Origin of the sequence: Pontiella desulfatans (assembly GCF_900890425.1) — a bacterium.
Classification (GTDB): Bacteria; Verrucomicrobiota; Kiritimatiellia; order Kiritimatiellales; family Pontiellaceae; genus Pontiella; species Pontiella desulfatans.
On sequence record NZ_CAAHFG010000001.1, the window covers coordinates 1,486,212 to 1,505,373 of the forward strand.

9 protein-coding genes are annotated in these 19,162 nt (G+C 55.2%); all 9 read right to left on the bottom strand.

Annotation, left to right across the window (positions count from 1 at the left end):
- Nucleotides 1–20: 20 nt before the first annotated feature.
- The 9 genes from E9954_RS05580 to E9954_RS05620 all read right to left on the bottom strand — a co-directional run bounded on the left by E9954_RS05580 (nt 21) and on the right by E9954_RS05620 (nt 19,132).
- Nucleotides 21–2,318: a phage tail protein gene (locus E9954_RS05580; RefSeq protein ID WP_136078226.1), complete on the bottom strand. Its 2,298-nt coding sequence runs from the start codon at nt 2,316–2,318 to the stop codon at nt 21–23.
- Between the two features lie 196 nt (nt 2,319–2,514).
- Nucleotides 2,515–6,072, bottom strand: coding sequence for a sulfatase-like hydrolase/transferase (locus E9954_RS05585; protein ID WP_136078227.1), 3,558 nt, complete (start codon nt 6,070–6,072; stop codon nt 2,515–2,517).
- Between the two features lie 284 nt (nt 6,073–6,356).
- Nucleotides 6,357–8,228, bottom strand: a complete 1,872-nt coding sequence (locus E9954_RS32960) for a sialate O-acetylesterase (RefSeq protein ID WP_136078228.1) — start codon at nt 8,226–8,228, stop codon at nt 6,357–6,359.
- An 87-nt stretch (nt 8,229–8,315) separates the two neighbouring features.
- A complete protein-coding gene (locus E9954_RS05595) occupies nt 8,316–9,074 on the bottom strand; it encodes a carboxylesterase family protein (protein ID WP_136078229.1) in 759 nt (252 codons plus the stop codon).
- 54 nt (nt 9,075–9,128) lie between these two features.
- Nucleotides 9,129–11,333, bottom strand: coding sequence for a sialate O-acetylesterase (locus E9954_RS05600; protein WP_136078230.1), 2,205 nt, complete (start codon nt 11,331–11,333; stop codon nt 9,129–9,131).
- Between the two features lie 159 nt (nt 11,334–11,492).
- Nucleotides 11,493–13,127: a glycoside hydrolase family 32 protein gene (locus E9954_RS05605; RefSeq protein WP_136078231.1), complete on the bottom strand. Its 1,635-nt coding sequence runs from the start codon at nt 13,125–13,127 to the stop codon at nt 11,493–11,495.
- A 45-nt stretch (nt 13,128–13,172) separates the two neighbouring features.
- A complete protein-coding gene (locus E9954_RS05610) occupies nt 13,173–14,501 on the bottom strand; it encodes a sugar porter family MFS transporter (RefSeq protein WP_136078232.1) in 1,329 nt (442 codons plus the stop codon).
- Entirely contained in the window at nt 14,494–15,384 is an 891-nt protein-coding gene (locus tag E9954_RS05615) for a carbohydrate kinase family protein (RefSeq protein WP_136078233.1), read from the bottom strand. Before E9954_RS05615 ends, E9954_RS05610 begins: the two co-directional genes overlap by 8 nt.
- 130 nt (nt 15,385–15,514) lie before the next feature.
- Nucleotides 15,515–19,132, bottom strand: a complete 3,618-nt coding sequence (locus E9954_RS05620) for an Ig-like domain-containing protein (RefSeq protein WP_136078234.1) — start codon at nt 19,130–19,132, stop codon at nt 15,515–15,517.
- Between the last annotated feature and the right edge of the window lie 30 nt (nt 19,133–19,162).

Here is a 19,162-nt window from a genome sequence, read left to right on the forward strand (position 1 = left end):
CGGGCATTCCGGTTTCAATCCTAGTCCTGTTGAACTTCCAGCCGGATGAACTCAGCATCGCCAATATCCGTTCGGTTGGTGACGGACTTGAAGTTGTTTGTGATGGCGACCTCGTCCACGAACTCAACCCCGTTGGTAACCCATTCGGGGTCGATGGCCAGATTGCCCTTCAGCTTGACGGCATAAGCCAGCGAGCTGTCGTCGGTGCGTTCGTTGTGCACATAGTAGAACCAGTCCGATCCGCCGTCTTCAGCCACGGTGAATACAGGAAGTTTGTCGCCGGCATCGTCAGCCGTCGGATTGCCATCGAGGGCGTATTCGAGCAGGTTGTCCATGCCGTCGTTGTCAACGAAGTCGTCATTCGGACCTCCGATATCCACGCCCCAGCCACCTGCCCAGACGTCATATGGGCTGGGGGCGCTGTCACGGGTGAGGGTAACATTATCCACCATGCATGATTGGTTTCCGGATCCGGTGCCCGCATTTGTGGTTGTTGTCCAATGGAACAGTGCCCGAACCATGGCCGATCCGGCTGGGGCTGTGGCAACAATATTGGTATGCGCCCAGGCATTGGTGGAAATGGCGGCATCAATATCCAGTGAGTCCCTGGAAATTTCTGCACTGCCGCCATCCAGCCATACCAACGCCATTTCAACCTGTCCGCCGTTTGCTCGGAAGTTGTCCTGAACTTTAAATCCGGCATCCAGGTTGTATTCAATACCTGCTGCTGTCGCCTTGTCCTGGTAGAAGGAATTGGTCGCGCTCTTGTTCCAGCCTTTCATCCAGGCACCTTGCTCCTCGACCGCCTCGGGTTCCGAAGCCCATGTGGATTTTTGGATGCCTTGCTGGCTGCCATCCTGCGTCCAATCGCCATTGGCATCGATGGTCGTGCCGCCGCTTACGAGGGCAGGAAGTTCGAAGTCGCCGTTGCGCAGACCGAAGGGCACCGTGGTCGATGCCTCTGCACTGGGATCGCCTTCGGCAGGGACAAAGTTATAGGCGCTAACTTGGTAGTAGTAGGTAATGTCATCGGCAAGGGTGGTCGTGTCGGTGTATTCACTAATGCCAACGTCGGCGATTTCGACGAAGCCACTGCCACTAGTTTCGGAGCGGTAAACCTTGTATCCGGTAACCGTTAGTTCCGAGTTGTCGTCCCAATCCAGGCTGACCGTGTAGATATTGCTGACGGCAACGAGGCCGGTCGGGGCTGAAGGGGCGTTGGTGTCCGCTGTCACCACCGAAATGGTGCCGGAAGAAGAGAGTAGGGCGCTACTCCAGATTAGGCCGGGGTCGCCGGGGTCTGGGAGGTTGATCGTATCAAAACTCCCTAGCATGGTGGCATTCTGGGCATGGTTGATCCGGAAGAGTTCAAACGTGTCGCCGTCTGCTAGTGGTTCGCTGCCGGGGAGCAATTCGACGTTCAAGGTGCCCGCCTGAGTCATGGTTTGGCTGCCCCAGCGAACCCAGATCTGGTCGCTATAGTTAGTGGCGCCCATTTTAGTGACTTCCATATCCGACACGGAGGAGGGATTAAGGGCGAAGCTGGCACCGGCGTCAAAATCGATTAAGTCTGTAGCTACACCATTCGTCATATTGACGCCCATGGAGTTGACATCAATATTCCATAAGTTACCTGCCCCGTCCTGCCGGACTTTACCTGAGCCGGAGAGGATTCCCACATTGGCTGTGCCGCTCAGGCCGCCTTGGATGCGGAATTGTCCGCCATTGAGCTTGAAGCTGGAGTTGGAATCAACGGTGTTAAGGTCTTTTACGATGATGTTATTTTGGCTGATCGTGCATGTTCCGTTTACCTTCGGGCCGCCATCGGAAAAAATGAGCCATTTTTCACCGACCTTTTCGAAATCTCCGAAGGTTCCGAGAAGCCACCAAAGGCTACATTCTTTTTCTGAATCAAAAAAGGCTCCCGGTGCCCATTGAATGGTTTGGAATTCTGAGTTTTCACTGTTGGTTTTTTGAAAACGACTGATGTTGGCCGTACTGCCGGCCGTTTGGTAAGTGTGGATCCCGCCAACAGTTGCGTTCGTGTAATATGTCCAGTTGAAGAGGATGCCTCCTCCGCCTTCGAGTCCGAAGTGCAGGATATCGCCATCACTCACATTAGTGATCGCTCCACCCGCTCCACCCGTGGAGTCCGTGTTCCAAATGAGGTTCGTAAAGTTAACCTCGATGGGGGAGTTGTTGGTGTTGACGTCAAAACCGGCGGATGCGCCATTGAGGTCAAGATATAAATCGGCTGCGTGCGAGGCAGCGGCTGCGCAGAACAGGGCAGCGATGGTGGTTACTGTGCTTCTTTTCATTTCCTCTTCTCCTGTTAGTTGGCTAGTCCTTGTTGAAACCGTTGTGCATGTTTCCTTCGATACGCATCTAAAGAGGCCTGTTGACGCGCCTGTTTCTCATGCATGAACCAATTTATAAATGAAACCGCTTACATGGGCAAGCCGGTTTTTTTTGTTTTTTTTTGTCCTGATTTTTGAAAAGCGCTCGTGGGCGGGCTCACTCCTTTTGGACGATAATGCGTCCGAAGCGGTTCGATGCCTCCGAAGTGGTGATATGATCGGATACAGAAACCCGTTCAAACCCGGTGTCAACGGGCGTGGTGGTTTCAGAGGAAACCGCATCGGTCCAGTTGGTGGTCAGGCAGTCGGTAAACTGCGCTTTGTAGGTGAGGTCGTCGGCCTGTATGCGGCGGATATATTCCACCACGAGTCTGTTTTCACTCCCGGAAAATTCCCAATGGGGCAGCCCGTTGTTTCCAGAGGCTGGAAGAGTATAGCGCTCAGAAAGGTGCGGGTTAATGTTGAAGGCGTAGTCCAGCGTGTATCCAGCATCGGTGGATAAGCCGTGAACGGATGCCCAGTCTGCAAAGTTGGTAATCACAGAGGAGGGGGCGTTGCCGCTGATGCTGAATTCAGCCACAAAGTTTCTGGCGCGGTTTCCGTTCGATCCGTCTTCTGTGCTGATCATGGTGAAGGCCGACAGGCCGTCGATGCCGGGATCCTGCGTGAGCGACTGGGTGGAGGACACATCAGTCAACGTTGTGAATCCACTGTCCGGACTGGTTATCGTGTAGGTTCTGGCCGCGTTGTTTCCTTTGGTGGAAATAAAACCGATCTCCGAGATGGAATAATTGGTGGCACCGGAGCCGAGGGTGACGGATACCGAGGTGATATCCATGGTCAGGGTATACCCGGGATCAAGCCGGTAGCCGGCACTCAGTCGATCCACTGAACCTCCTGTGGCATTCACTGAAAACCCGATTTCAACCTGATCATCGGTTCCGCCGGTTCCATCAATGTCGAGGCCGTTGATGGTGATGGCCGGTGCGGAAATGGTTCCGCCCTGAGTGGTTGATGCGGTGGTGCTGTTGCCGTTCAGTGTGGATGCGAGATCTTCCGCTGCACCAAAGGTGACGGACAGGGTATGTGTTTGTGAGGTGGGTGGAGCAGATATGGCCAGGGAAACGGTTGCGGTGGAAGCGCCGGCATTGTTTACGGCGGAATACGTGAAGGAGTCATGCCCTGTGTATCCATTCGTGGCAGCATAAACAAATGATCCATCCGCATTCAGTTCAAGAATGCCGTGGCTGACGTCTGATACCAGCGATGCGCTCAGGGTGCCGCCGCTTCCTGGGACATCGTTATCAAGGATTCCGGGGCTTGGAACCGTGATCGCCTTCGGGGCGGTTTCACTATAGCTGTCTGGATTCGCTGTTGGCGGAAGAGTCAGCTCAATCTCCCGCATGGCTTCGCGCGTTTCAATGGAGAGATTGCTGATGGAGAAGGCTTGTCCGGAGTCGGTCGATTCGCTACGGAAGCGGAACTCGAGGTCGGCGGGGAAGGTGAACTCGGTGTCGTGCATATCGATGACGTCCGAATAGGTTTTGTTGGTGAGCAGGACATAGCTGAAATCATAGTCTTCCAGCAGTGTCCATGCGGATCCGTCGAACCATTCGAGCAGCAGCTTGTCGGAGTCGGTGAAGTTCTGAGTTTCGAATTCGAAGGTAACGCGCACGGTTCCGGCGTTGGTTGCATTGAATGTGGTGCTGGTGGGGGCGGGGGTCCAGTCCTGCCACGCGGTCAGGCGGGTGTGGTCCATGTAGATGCTGCCGCCGGTGCCGTTCAGGTCGGCCTGAATTCCGAACTGTATTGCATCGGGTGAGCCAATCGAGGTCAGGTCGAATGTCAGGTTTTTCTCGCCGGCACTACTGATGGTCTGGAATGTGTTCCAGCCGGAGCCGTCGTTGTATTGGATTTTCAGGGTTGCACCGCCGGAGAAGGCGCCGCCATCGATGAAGATGGATTCGAGCTTGAGCAGGTCGAGTACACTCGTATCAAGCGCGTTGCTGACGATCAGTCGGGAAACGTCGGCTGCGCTTCCGTTGAATTCGATGCAGTTGTCGCCGGACTCGTTATCGCCGTTGGAGGTGTTGAGGTTGATGCCCGTGGTTTCCGGCGTCCAGATATCCCATTCACCGGCAGGTTCAAAGAGGGTGTGGCCGATTAGCTTCCAGTCGTCGTGCGGGTTGTAGAATACGTCGCGCACATAGTTCGGATCGTTGGCCTGCGCATTCTGGAAGGCCGCCTGATCGTCCACGAGCTGGGCGTTGGCGGCGGGGTCGGTGCGGTTGGTAAAGGCGTTGATGACGAGGTCGTCGCCACTGACAATCATTTCCTGCAGCATCAAATCCTGTAGGTCGGCCAGATCGGCGGCATAGGCAGGGGAGCTGAAGAGGTTGGTCAGACAGTGCGGGTCGTTGGTGATATCGTACAGCTCTTCCACGGTACGGTATTCGAAAAAGTCTGCATAGGCCACGGCGGCTGCGTTCGTTGCGGAGCGGAGTGCGCGCCAGCTATGCATGCCGGTGGCCACGCTGCCGACTGTATCCGATCCGTTCGACCAGGGGTTGTAGATGTAGAGCAGTTCCGTTGTTTGGATTGCGCGCATCTTGTTGCGGTCGTTTTGTTGCTTATACACATAGTCGCGCCATTCTGGATTGATTTCGCCTTTCACGATAGGGGCGAACGAGCGTCCATCCACACCGACAGGAATCGGCTGGCCGATCATTTCGCAGAAGGTGGGGAGCAGGTCGAACGAGGCAATCATTTCTGTGTTGTTGACGGTATTGGAGCTGGTGACGCCTGGCCATTTTACAAAGAGCGGCGAACGGGAACTGTGGTCGTAGAGCTGGGTTTTTCCGCCCGGCAGCTGTACGCCGTGGTCGGAAACCACCACGATGATTGTGTTGGAGGTCTGGCCGGCGTCATCAATGGCCTGCATCATTTTACCAATGGAATCGTCCGCGCGTTTTACCGTGTTGTAGTAAGCGGCAACCTCAACCATCATACTGTTGGTCTGGGTTACAGGATCATCCTTTGAGGGCAGTGTTCGCTCATTCTCACTCATCGGTGGGAACCAGGCCGGGTAGGGGACATCATGTTCCGTATAGATGGTGCTTGGATGGTTGTCGGTTTCTGTGATCGTAACGCCATCCTTGTGATCCCAGCCATACCATCCGGTGTGCGGGTCGAAAATGTTGAGGTTGAAATAGAGCGGTTTTCCCTGTGAGCTTGCGGCAGCAAAGGCGTCGGTCAGTTTATCGTACACGTTCTGCGGATCGCGGGTGGAGCCGTAGCCGTCGTATTCCACATCAAAGCCGGAGTAGGGATCGAACGGCGACATATGGCTGTTTTTTCCCATCAGGCCGGTGTGGTATCCCGCCGCGCGGAACACATCCGGCAGGGCAGGTTGGGTGAGGTGGTTTCCCGCACCTTCTTTGCCCAGCGAAAAGACCCGGTTGTGCTGCTGATATTGACCCGAGCTCATGATGTTACGCGATGGGGTGCAATTCCCTGATTGCACATGGCAATGCTCAAACCGCAGGCCTTCCTGCGCCAACGCATCGAGATTTGGGGAAATGTTGGTGATCGTGCACCCATGGATGCCCAGGCTTTCGCGGCTGAGATCGTCGATCGTTACAAAAACAAAGTTGGTTTGTGCAAACAGATTGGCCGCAAGTGCCGCTGTTCCAATGGTTGGAAGAAACCTTTTCATAATATTTACCGTGGGTGGTTAGTCTCTCTTTTATCCGGAACGTTCAGTTTCCGGTCATTGGAAACCTTTTCCTTAGGATCGGAACAGATATAAATGTAACCGCATACATTGACAAGCCATGAATCCACGGTATTCCCTCCGCTTCGCTCCGTGAACACTACGAAGGCGCACTTCGGGATACCTGGGATTGTGGGGTAAAAGACCTTTGTAGTGGCCTCGGAGCGAAGCGGAGAGGCGACCGTGCGGAACCCCGATCCGTATTTAAGGTGGGTTCGCGATGAAGCCTATCTTTGAAAAACCGGAATAATCTGCTTTGGGGCGGTTGTTCGCATTTTGCCCATGCCCTTGTTGTGGGCGGTGATGACGATGATGAGGTCTTCTTCGGGGATCATCAGGATGAATTGTCCGCCCGCACCGCGACCGGAATTAACACCGTAGGATTTTTCATCCACTTCCACATCTTCGCTCCACCAGAAAAACCCGTAGTTGGAAAAGCTGCTTTTCCTCAACGGAGAGGTGGCAAGTGTCACGAATTCAGCGGGGATCAACTGTTTGCCGTTCCAGGTGCCTTGATTCATCGCGAGCTGCCCCCATTTGAGCATGTCGCGCGAGCGCATGCTGGAGCCGGCGGCCGATTTCGGCAGACCACTTACGTCTTCCTGCCAAACATAGCTGGTGATACCCATCTTGCCGAGCAGCTCGGTTTTGATGAAGTTTTCGGCGGAACCCGGTACTACCGTTTCTAAAACCTGCATCGTCATGGAAGGGTCGGAGCCCTGGTATTTAAATTCGCGAGGGGGGGCGGGAATCGGGGTGGTCAGTTCGAGATAGGCCTGGATCTGTTTTTGGCCGCGCAACTGTTCCGGTTGTTTCATCAGTTCCCGGGCTTTGGCTTTATCGACCCGGATGCCCGAGCGCATATTCATCGCTTCGGCGAGGGTGATCGTCTCCGCCCCTTTGGCGAGCTTGCTGCGATCCAGCTCTTTGAGGAAATCCACGACCGGTTTGTCGAGATCGGCCATGGAAAGATGGCCCAGCTGGATGGCGCGGCCGATGGCCATGGCGGTGTAGGACTTGGTGATCGACATCTGGTAGTGCGGATAGTTGGCGCGCCCTCGGCGGTAGTAGGATTCAAACACCAGTTTCCCATCCTTGGAAATCAGCAGGCTATCGATTTCTCCATGGACGCCGTTGAAGATTTCCCTGGCGAAGGTGCGAACAGCCTTTTCCTGCGACGCAGAGAGGGTGCCCACGGCAATGCCATCCCGCCGATCTTTCGGAGCGGCATTAATGAAGGCGTGCTTCAGGTCGGGAAGATGCTGTTCGGCGGCGTATGAAATATCCGCTGCATTCAGGTCGGTCACTTCCGGCGCGGTGCCGTCGTTAGCAGGTACCATAGCGGATAGAAGTTTGATCGACTCCTCCGCAAAGCGGGTGCCCAGAATTCTGTATCCCTCGGCCGACATGTGCAGGTCATCGACTCGCTGCGAAACCTTTTTTGTTTTCCAATGGGGCGGGGAGTCGCCGGTGTTGAGGTCGTCGGTGCTGAAGATGGTGCAGTTGGGCATGCTGTTAGCGACATTCTTCAGCGCCGTTCGTACTTCTTCCCATTCCGGGTATAGCGGCTCTTTGTTATTCGCGCCGAAGTCGCTCAGGTTGCCAATCACAAAGACGATGGGCGTATCGGGAAAATCATGTTCCAACTGTTGGAACAGTTTGCGCAGGCTCTTTTCATAAACGGCGGAATGGCGCTCGCGGGCATCGCGCTCGCCCTGCATCCAGCAGAAGGCAATCGCTTTCGGTTTATCGCCTTTTGTTGCCGTCGCAATCTTTTCCATCATGCTGTCATACATGACCCCGTTTTCTTCCGGCTTTGGCGGCTTGGTGTTCGGGATGTTTGGATCGACCTTCCAGCCCGGCGCGGCCTCCCAATCGTGTACCCACATACGGATCGGGCGGCCGCCGATGGCTTCCTTAACGATCAGCACATTCTTTTTCCCGTATTCCTTCTGAACGCACGGAATAAAGGTCTGCCGTTCGTTCATCCCCTGCATGTTCGACTGCCCGGAAAGGATGAAGAGAACTTTGCCGTCGTCTTGGGCAAAGACTATGGTCGACATTGTGATTAATGTTGCGAGTAGGGATTTATATTTCATTCGTATTCTCGGTTTGGAATGGAGCGGGGGCTTTCTTGCCCCCGACGGGGACAGGAATGTCCCCGCTCCTATGGATGGGAAAGGGCACTACTTCCGTTTCTGTTTAAACAGCCACGTCATAAAAACAGTTTCTTTATCACAGCGGTCGCTGCTCAGCTGGGTGGTTCCTGATTCTTGGCCGGGAATGAATCGATCCGATACGCCATGGTTCCCGCCCGCCCAAACGGTCAGCTTCATGTTGCCGCCCAGCTTTTTCATCTCATCAAAAACCTTCTGCTGTTTCTCGAAGGGGCAGACCTTGTCTTGGTCGCCGTGGAACGCCCAGATCGGGACGTCCTTGATCTTGGTGGCATCGATGAAGGGTTCAGTCTTTTTCAGTCCGCTACCGGCCGAAGGGGCGGCGGCCGCGAAATAGTCGGGGTCGAGCTGGATAAAGATGTAGGTGCCATGCCCGCCCATGGAATGGCCGAGAATGTAGATCCGCTTCATGTCGACCGACGGCAGCCCGCCGATAATCTTCTTAATGGCCGCAAGATCATCCGTATCCCAGAGGTCGGCGGCCTGAGGAGCAACGACATAACAGGGGAAGGTTAAACGCCGCGCTTTTTCGGCCAGCTGCTGGTTCCAGTTTTTCAGCTGCTTATTGTTATTGGTTCCCTTGCCGCCCGCACCATGCAGGGAGAGGATCACGGGATACGTTTCCGATGCATCGAAGTTGATCGGCTTCATCACCCGGCAGGGAATATCCGTTTTTTCAAGCGGTTCATAGAGCGGCCGCCAGTCCTTCGCCGCGCCGTGGGCAATGGTGGCACTCAGCATGCCAAGCAATAGAATCTGTTTTGTCATCGTAGATACTCCGGTTTGAGAGCTTCGTGTTCTTCGTGTCTTTGTGGTTGTAAATTACTGCATCATCGCGGGCCGTTCCCAGTCGGTTTCGGTTTTCTTTTCCGGCTTTGCGGGTTTCTTAACGGTTACGATTTCGGCGTCGGGATCAAACAGCGGCCAGTCGTCGGTGCGGAAGGGGGAGACGGGCATGCCGACTTTGTTGTAGAGCAGGTTGCGCTGCGAGGGGTTCATCGCCCAGGCATAACGCACGGCGACCGGTTTCCGAACCTTGGAAGATGAAACCACAACCGTATTCCCTTCGATCTTTGCTTCCGCCCAGTGCCAGACCTGATCCGCTCCGGCGATGGCGAAGGTGTCTAGTTTTCCCGGTTTCGCGGCCATAAGTCCGGATCCGACGGAATCGAATTCGAGGATAATTTTGCGACCATCAACGGTCTTCCGTTTGAAAAGGGGGCTGGTTGCAAAATCTTTGCCATAGGTTTGTTTCAGAGCCACGGCGGCATGGCGCAGGCCGATCGGCTTCTTGTTCTTCGGGTGCAGGGCGGTGGCGTCGCCGGTGTCGATCGAAACCGCCATTCCCGTGTTTGGAACTTTTCGGGCGACTTCCATCATCGATTCGCGATTGACCGCCCACGGCGCGGAGAGACCTTCAACCGGATCGGTCTGCGGCGGCGTCCAGCTCGGGAGCTGGGTGAACTGGAAGGGGAAGTCGGCAGCAATGTTTCCGCCGGACTGTTCGTGCCACGTGGTGCGGTAATAGGAGATCAACTGCGCGAGCTGGTTGCGGTAGTGGAAGGCCTGGGGAACATCCTTGGAGTTGCGCTCGCCCTGATACCAGATCATACCGCGGATGCCATAGGGAATCATCGGATTGATCATGGCGTTGAACATATGTGCGGGATACTGGTGGCCGAGGGTGGCGGGTTTGGTGATGATCGGCGGCGCCAGCGGCTTGACGCTGTTCTTCATGGTTTCGCCCACGTCGATTTTCGCGTTGTATTCAGCCAGAAGTTTTTTAAATTCAGCCAGCGCCTTTTGCTCGGTCGTGCCGGATCCGACCTGCCGCTCGGCGGAGGCATCGAGCAGCGCTTTATGTGCCTGCGCGCGTGGATCGTCTTTCTGGAGTTCCCAAGGCATCCAGCCTTCGATGGGGGTTCCGGCGAAGGCCTGCTGGATGATGCCGACGGGGATGCCGAGTTCCTGGTGGAGCTTTTTGGCGAACCAATAGGAGACGGCAGAGGTTTCAGCCGCGGAATCCGGATTGCACGGTTTCCATTGGCTGAGCCGGTCGCGCTGAACTGCCAGCGGTTCATGCCAATGTTCCCGCGCCGATTTGAAGATGCGCAGGTTAGGCAGGTTTACATCGGGATCCTGCTCCGTTTCAAAGCAGTTGCCCATCGCCCAGCCCATATTGGACTGCCCGGCGCAGAGCCACACTTCGCCGATGGCGACGTTCTTGATTTTAATCGTGTCCTTCGCTCCGCGGATTGTCAGCGAATGTCCGGTTCCGTATTTGGGTGTTTCGAGGAGCAGCTTCCAGCGGCCATTGGAACCGGCTTTGGCAGATGCCTCCGCGCCCCAGCTGGCTTTGACAGTGATCGCCTCTCCGGGTTTCGCCCAGCCCCAGAAGGTGTTTTTGGTCTGTTGCTGAAGGATCATGTGGTCGCAGAAAAGACGCGGCAGTTTGAGCGATTCGGTTTTTACGACGGGGGGCGCGGCGGCGGGTTTGGGTTTGGCGGGCGCAGCCGGTTTGGGAGTGGCTTTTTGCACGACAGGGGCAGCGGAGCCTGTGACCGCGAGATCGAATTCAGCCACAATGTTTCGGATGCGGTTGTTTCCCTTCGTCGTGCTCTTCAGCGTGATGCTTTTCCCCTGGTTGTCGGTTGTGAACTTCCCCGCTTGGTTGTTGCCGGCGACCGATATAAAACGCCCGCTAACTGATTCGGTTTTTCCGTCGGCATAACTTACGACCGCCGATTCAATCCTGAAGGTCAGTGCATAGCCTTCATCCAAACGGTAGCCCATTCCCATTCGGGCAGGTTTTCCTCCGGTTGCCGCGACGCTGAATTGCACATCCAGCGAGCATCCGTTTTCCAAGCCCTGGACATGTATGCGCGGTTTAGCAATATCCTTGTTTTGAGTCGGTGTGCCGGCACTGGATGCGAGATCTTTTTCCGCACCGAACGTGATGCGCAGGTTTTCGGCCTGGGTACTGATGGCAATCAGGGCGGCAGCAACTACAGAGGTTGTTTTAGTCATTGTTATTCCTAGGTTATAATTACACGTCCAAACCGGTTTGTAGTACCAGCGAAGTCGGCTTCATCTGCAACCGTTTCTTTTTCCCATACATCATTGACGGGATCGATCAGTTCAAGACCCGCGGAGTCGATTAAACAGATAACGACAGGTGTTTCAACGTCATTTCCCCCAAATCGATTTGAGTTCGTTAACCACGATTGATTCGACTGATTGGCCATCAGCACCGCTAAGCTGGATACTGCGGTTCTCGGCATCGGGCACAATCACGAAACTGCCGGCCGCCTGACCATCGTTGACGAATATCTCCAACGACGCACGGTCGACCAGCACCCGAATCGACACCCTGTCATTCTGAAGCGGCGCAGGAATCTCCTTGAGGCCATATTGGTGCCTGGGATTGAATGGTTGGGGTGAGTTTTTCTTTTTTGCTTTCGAAGCTTCTGCAATAGCGGTGCCGCGTTGACTGTTGTTGAACACAACCACCTGCCTTTTCAGGTCGTATTTGATCGGCAACCCACGGACGTTGAGCACAAAGTCGGCATCAGGTTTAATACGCAGGGTCATGTCGATCAATTCGGGGCTGAGACCGGCAAGTTCGGCGTTGATTTCTCCGAGCTTGCCGTGGTCGAAGGCATCTGATTTCACATACAGCCTTTCAATTTCTTTGACCGGATTACGTCTCAAAACGATTCCGCTATCCGTTGAATGAAGCGTAACTTCCGCCGGAAAGGACATCTGCTGGGTGAACGGCATATTGGCCTCGATGAACGGGCGGTAGAACTCTTTGCAATGAAGCCACCCGATGTGGACTACGCGATTATCCGGAGCGTTGTTGAAAACCTGTGCTGCATAGTAAGAATCGCCATAATCGAAACGGAGCGGTCTGTTATCCTCATCCCTTTCTCCGTACCCGTTCCATGATCTTCCGTCAAACACTCCTATCTCGTAGCGGGTTCCTGCATTTGAGATGACCCATCGAGTGTTGTTTACATTCCCATCTACGGGGATCTCATACATGTCGATACACTCTGCCGACTTGTCAGGGATATCCATTATGTATTCCCAATTCAGAAGATCTGTGGATTTCCACAGCCGAACCTCCCGCTTTTCTCCACCGACCATCATGATCGTCACGTAGAATTTCCCCGGTTTGTAATAAAAGATGCGCGGATCACGTTGTCCGGCAGCGTACCCTTCCTGAAACGGAATAACCGGCTTGCCGTCATTTATCTTTGTCCACGTCCGCCCTTTGTCAGTACTGTAAGCGCCTCCCTGGAAGAAGCCGTTCGGATTTGTCGCCGTATAGAGAGCGAAAAGGGTTTTTACATCACCTTTCTGTTTGCCGAGCGCATTATGTCTATCCACAACCGCCGAACCGGACCAGATGGCGTGAGGGCGGTCTCCACCGACAACGTTTGGATAGGGATTGATTGCATGTTGAAATTGAGTCCAATGGATCAGGTCGGTACTTTTTGCGTTTCCCCACGATTTTATTCCATTTTTGACGCCTTTGGCATAATGCTGGAAGTACATATGCCATTCACCATCATAGAAAACCATCCCGTTGGGATCGTTAAGCCAGCCCACCTGTGAGGTAAAGTGGAACTGAGGGCGTAGCGGTTGATTGTAGCCAACTTGTTGATACAACGGGAAGGTTGACCACTCATCTTCCAGTTGTACGTCCGATAACGGATTGCCGCGGTTGTCAAACGGGTAGTTGTATGGATTTTCAATTCCTCTACTGCTACTGGTTAAGCTCGTAACGGCGAACAGCAAAAGTAATACCTTATTCATTGTTGTTTCCTTCGAATGTTATCGTTTTTGTAATAAACCACCGGCTCACGATAGTTTCTCCTGCATATCTTCGAGCGAAACGCCCTTGGTCTCCGGCACCATGGTTTTGACCCAGACGAGCTGAAGTATCATCATGAAGCAGAAGAAACCGAAGATGACGGACGGCGGCAGTGCTTCGGCCATTTTCGGGAAAACAAAGGTCAGTGAGGCGGCGAAGAACCAGTGCGTAAAGCTGCCGAGCGACTGCCCGGCCGCACGGTTGCGGTTCGGGAAGATTTCGGAGATCAGCACCCAGATGACCGTGCCCTGGCCGATGGCGTGCGCGGCAATGAAGGCAAAGATGCAGAACGGGACAATCCCGAAGTTTTCCGCAGCAAACGCCCAGGTGCAGAGCCCCAGCGACGCGATGTAGCCGAACGAGCCGATATAGAGCAGGGTTCGGCGGCCCAGCCGGTCGATCAGGTAGAGCCCGACATAGGTGAAGACCAGGTTGGTCACCCCGATGCCTACTGACTGCAGCAGCGCGGCCTGCCCGCCGAGTCCGGTCCATTCAAAGATGCGCGGTGCAAAGTAGAGAATGGCGTTGATGCCGGAGAGCTGATTGAAAAAGGCCACAAAGAAAGCCAGCAGAATCGGGGTCTTGAGCCGCTTCGTGAAAAATTTTGCAGCGGTTTTTCGGTCGCCGACACTCTGCTCGACGCTGTCCGCCAGGGTTGACAGATTCGCATCGGTCATCTCCGGATTGATCTTGCGGAAAACCGCCATACCGGCATCGCGGTTGCCGGCATGGGTAATCAGCCAGCGCGGGCTTTCCGGCAGGCTGAAGCACATGAGAGAATAGACCAGCGCGGGCAGCGCTTCCACCCCCAGCATCCAGCGCCAGGCAACATCGGGATCCATGTATTTCCCGATGAAAAAGTTGGAGACAAAGGCCACCAGAATACCAAAAACAATATTAAACTGAAACAGCCCCGCCAGATGGCCGCGCCGCTCCGCCGGCGAGATTTCGGAAATATAAAGCGGCGAGGCCACCGTCGCGATCCCTACGCCCAAGCCGCCGACAAATCGCGATACCATGAAGAAGATCGGATCGGGCGCAACGCCCGAACCGACCGCAGAAACAAAATAGAGAACACCGATGGATAGCAATGTTTTGCGGCGCCCGAACTTTTCGGTCGGCCAGCCGCCGCACAGCGACCCGATCACCGTACCCCACAGCGCGGCGCTCATAGCCAGCCCGTGCAGGAACGGGGTCAGCGACCAGAGACTTTCAATCTTCTGCTCCGTACCGGAAATGACGATGGTGTCGAAGCCGAAAAGAAACCCGGCCAACGCGGAGGTCAGCGCCCAGAAAAACAGTTTTTTATTACGCATAAATCGTTCCTTTCAAATCATCAGGCAACTCAGGAGTGGCACTGTCCTGCGAACACACAAAGGTTGCTACGCGGTTTGCATGTGCATTGATTCCATCAAGACTCATGCCACAGAGCAGTCCCATGCAGAGGGTGGCCGTAAAAGAATCGCCCGCCCCGACACTGTTCAACGCGTCGCCGGGATACCCGGGATGGTCGCTGATGCCTTCCGAGGAAATTAAGAGGCTTCCTGCTGGCCCGCGTGTGTAGACCACCACGTCCAGATCAAACATCTTGCGTAACCTTTTCAGTTGCCACTCGACAGTACCCGAAATACGGAACATTTTTGCCAGCACCGGAAGTTCCTCATCACTCAGTTTGAGGATATTGCAGAAATTCAGTGACTCGCGGATAATTTCTTCCGTGTAGTACTGTTGCCTTAAATTGACATCAAAAATCCGGATTGACTCCGGTTTCATCGCAGCAAGAAACGTCCGAATGGTTTTGTTCGACATCCCGTTGCGCTGGGCGAGGGAACCGAAACAGACGGCATCCGCACGATGGGCCAGCGACAGCATTTCCCCGGTTAACGGAATGTAATCCCATGCCACCTGCTCTTTAATTACATATGCGGGCTTTCCGCATTTATCCACTGTAACATCCACCGTTCCGGTAGGGTGAACATCATCGACAGCAACGAAGTCTGCTGTAACCTGTTTTCCGACCAGAAAATCCAGGATGTCCGCTCCATAGACATCGCTGCCGACCGCGCTGACCGGATAGCCCTTCGCGCCCAACTGCTGGCAGTGGTAACAGAAATTCATGGGTGCACCACCCAGTCGCTTACCCTCAGGAAACATATCCCAGAGCAACTCACCGATACCTATCACGGTTAACTCATTCATTCTCAACTCCAATTTTTACCGTGCACCAGTGAACAATTAAATGAATAACAAATTTGATTTATTACATCTAACCCAAGCAGTCCTTGAACATGTTCTGCTTGGGTTAATGGGTTTTGAGCCGTTTGTTCCCTTAGTTTTGTATCACGATCACACGCCCGAAGCGGTTGGTGGCATCCGCCGTGTCCGTTTCATCCTCAACCATGACGCGTTCCCACTCGTCATTAACGGGACTGATGGATTCCGAAGCTGCCGAGTCCACCCAGCTTGACGGGAGATTATCAGTAAACTGAACGGCGTAGGCGGTTCCAGGCGCATCCGTGCGGCGCAGGTATTCCACAACCAACCCGTCGGCGACATCCATTTCCCAATAGGGCAGGCCGGCGGTTCCAGTGGTTGGAACCATGATGGGGCGGTCTTCGTTTAGCGTGGGATCGAGGTTAAAGGCGAAGTCGAGTACATGTCCGTCGCCGGAAACCCCGTACCAGTCGCTCCATCCGGCATAGTCGTTGATGGCCGGAGCTTTCAACTGGATCGGGGACAAGTAGGCACCGTCGATGATGTTGGTTGTTCCGCCCAGATCCCACGCGACGGAGCAATGGTCTTCGGCGCCTTCGTTGTGCAGCGCCATGATGTAGTAGCGCTGGCCTTCGACCAGTGTGATCGGGGCGGACACCTGGTTCGCGTTATTCGTCCAGTTTTCATATTCGCCGCCCAGCGAGACCGCGCATTCGCAGATCAGGCTTGCGTTTGCCGGATCGTCGTCCGTGCTCAGGAAGAGCCTGGAACGGGCGGCCGAGGTGATCCAGAACGTGTAGTTTCCACTGGCCGGGGGGTGCAGGTAGCCGTGGATGCGCTGGCCGCCTCCCTCGAAGTCGCCATGCGGGCTGTCGAAACGGCTAATGGTTTCGGAACGATCCGGGGTATCCGGATAATCTGGATCAGCCAGCAGATCTTCGACGCTGTAGCCGGAAACATCGTTCCAGATTTCACGGGTGATGCTGCCCAGTTCGGCACCGGGCGCGAGTACGCTCAATTCAACTTGGGCGGTTTCGCTCGTCTCGGTTCCGTCTGTCACGAAGTATGAGAAGGAGTCGGCACCGCTGAATCCTGAATTCGGCGTGTAGATGAACGCGCCGTCGGAGCGAACCGTCAGGGCACCGTTGGTTGTGCTTGATACAACGACCGGGCGTTCGATCGGCAGCAGGGTGGAGGCGATCGAGTCATTGCCCAGGATTCCGTCGGGAGCAATGTAGAGCGGTGCGTCTTCGAATGTGCTGTAGCTTTCGCCTTGGGCGAAAAGCGGCGTTTCGCGGCACATGCGTGCCGGCAGCCCATCAACGTTCATCAGGTTGCCCTGCGCAAAGCGGCTCCAAGCATACCGGAATCCGGCCGGGTCTGGAATGGTTGGTGCTGAAACCAGCACGGTATTTCCCGAGATGACCGCGGTGGCGTTGGTAAAGTTCCCTTGGGCATCGCAGACTTCAAACCATCTCAGATACGGGAAGTTGATATCCCACTCGGACTTGTCCCATATGCCGTCGCCGTCAATGTCTTCGCCGGGATCCAGTATGCCGTTTTGGTTGAGGTCTTCGCCGTACCCTTCGATGACTCCGTCATTGTCATAGTCTTCGCCCAGGATCGTTTCGTTGATGTCGATAACTAAATCGCCATTGGCGTTGTAGCCAATGTTGGTATTGATGGCCAGTCCTCCGCCGACCTGATCGAAATAGAGGCGCAGTTGATTGCCTTCCTTGACGGCGTGCGTGAAGACCGGACCCTGATCCTGGATGGAGCTGTAGCCGTATGTGTTTTTTAGAATTCGGCGGCCCATCCGTTCGCCGGCGGGCCGTTTGTTTTTCGGGTGGAGATCGCCATCAGTCGTGTCGCTGATGACAACCATATAGGTGTTGGTGGAAATATCCTGAACCATGGTTTGCGCTTCCCAGAAATAGGGCAGCATCGGGTCGGCATCGACTTCGGTGTCCCAGGAGAAGACCGGAGGGATCTGCATGTAGTAGAAGGGGAAGTCGCCTTGGGCGAACCCGGTGCGCCAGTCCTCGATCATGATCGGCAGTTTGTCGGCAACAATGTGGCCTCCGTCGTCGTGGTTGCGTTCGCCCTGATACCAGCAGGCGCCGGTGATCGGCTGCCGGAGGTAGGGATAGACCATGCCGTTGTAGAGCTGTTGCGGGTTGGCGGGGTCGGAGCCGACCGGGTGCGCTTCGGGCAGCGGAGAGTTGGCCCAGGCTTCCATCGGTGTTCCGGCATAAGCGGACTGAATCACGCCAATCGGAATGCCTAATTCCAGATGCACTTCTTTAGTTGCATAGTAGAATGCGGCACCGAAGTAGCCTGCATTTTCTGGATTGCAGACAAACCACGTTCCGGCTTTATCTTTCAAGGCCCCCGTGTCGGTATCCCAATCCAGCGTGTTCTCAAGAATAATGGGATCATCGCTCGGGGCTGACAGTTTATATCGCGGAACGCGGATCAGCCGGAAGGCCGGATAGTTGGCAACAGCAATTTCTGCGTCGGCCCCATCGGTGGCGGATAGCGACCAGCCCGCATTCGACTGGCCGGAGCAGAACCAGACATCGCCGACGGCAATATTGGTGAGCGTAACCGATGAGCCGGGCGTGCTGACGACCAGTGTTAATGGGCCGTTCGTGGCCGCCATGGCCGCCAGGGAAAGCTCCCAGCGCCCTTCGGCGTTCACCACGGCGGTCTCGAACTGGCCCGAACTCAGGTTTGCCGATACGGTCTTGCCGACCGGACCCCAGCCCCAGACGGCAATCGGCTGGTTGCGCTGCAGGACCATGTTCGATTGGAAGTAATGCGGGAGTTTGATCGGAGTGCCGACCACGTTCAGCGTAACGGTTGCCACGTTGCCGGTGAGTCCGCCATCGGTGGCTTCGTAGGTGAATGAATCGGTTCCAACAAAGTCGACGGTGGGCTGATATACAAACGCGCCGTTGGTGGAGAACGAGAGCAGGGTGCCATTCGTGGGCGAGGAAACGAGAAGCGCACTCATGGAATCGCCGTTGCCGTCGGAGTCGTTGGAAAGTATGCCCGGTGCGGCGTTGGTGAAGAGGGTGTTTCCATCTATGTCGTAGGCATCGTCGAGCGACACCGGCGCTTCAGGTGCCGTAGAGGCGGGGTGGATGTCGAACGCGACCGTGATGTTTCTGGCGCGGCCGTTTTGTGCGGGATCGGCGGTGTTTTCCAGTGTAAAATCGGATACGCCGGGAAGATCGTTGGTGAGGCTGACGGCGGCTGAGCCGGTTATGCCGGTCAGCGTGATAAATCCCGGGGCTGTACTGGTTACGGTTGCTTCTGTTGCCCCGTTGTTGTTTCTGTACGAGGTAAAGCCGATGGGGGTGATCTCGTGGGTGACGGCTGCGTTGCCCAGCGTGAGGGTGGCCGACGTAATGTTGAAGGTCAGCAGGTCGTCCTGATCGTAGCGATAGCCGGCAGAAAGCAAGTTGGCAACTTCGGTCGAGTTTGCGATCGCGAAGGTCACTTCGACGGAGTCATCGTTTCCGCCGATGCCGTCAACATCCAGGCCGCTGACCGTAATGATCGGCGCCGGTTCCCCGTTCGTTGCATCATCCTGTACCGGAGTCGCGACGGGAATTCCTTCATAGGTCGCGGCCAGATCGGCGCTGGGGCCAAACGTAACCGTAAGAATTTCGGCGCCGGCTATTGATGCCAAGAGGGCGAGGGATAGGACTGTTAATATTTTTTTCATTTTTCCGGGGTCTCCTGATTAGGTGGAGCG

Excerpts from the sequence above, each read along its gene's own strand:
- E9954_RS05605 (WP_136078231.1), bottom strand. The coding sequence starts at position 13,127 with ATGAATAAGGTATTACTTTTGCTGTTCGCCGTTACGAGCTTAACCAGT.
- E9954_RS05620 (WP_136078234.1), bottom strand. The coding sequence starts at position 19,132 with ATGAAAAAAATATTAACAGTCCTATCCCTCGCCCTCTTGGCATCAATA.
- E9954_RS32960 (WP_136078228.1), bottom strand. The coding sequence starts at position 8,228 with ATGAAATATAAATCCCTACTCGCAACATTAATCACAATGTCGACCATA.
- E9954_RS05610 (WP_136078232.1), bottom strand. The coding sequence starts at position 14,501 with ATGCGTAATAAAAAACTGTTTTTCTGGGCGCTGACCTCCGCGTTGGCC.
- E9954_RS05580 (WP_136078226.1), bottom strand. The coding sequence starts at position 2,318 with ATGAAAAGAAGCACAGTAACCACCATCGCTGCCCTGTTCTGCGCAGCC.
- E9954_RS05600 (WP_136078230.1), bottom strand. The coding sequence starts at position 11,333 with ATGACTAAAACAACCTCTGTAGTTGCTGCCGCCCTGATTGCCATCAGT.
- E9954_RS05615 (WP_136078233.1), bottom strand. The coding sequence starts at position 15,384 with ATGAATGAGTTAACCGTGATAGGTATCGGTGAGTTGCTCTGGGATATG.
- E9954_RS05585 (WP_136078227.1), bottom strand. The coding sequence starts at position 6,072 with ATGAAAAGGTTTCTTCCAACCATTGGAACAGCGGCACTTGCGGCCAAT.
- E9954_RS05595 (WP_136078229.1), bottom strand. The coding sequence starts at position 9,074 with ATGACAAAACAGATTCTATTGCTTGGCATGCTGAGTGCCACCATTGCC.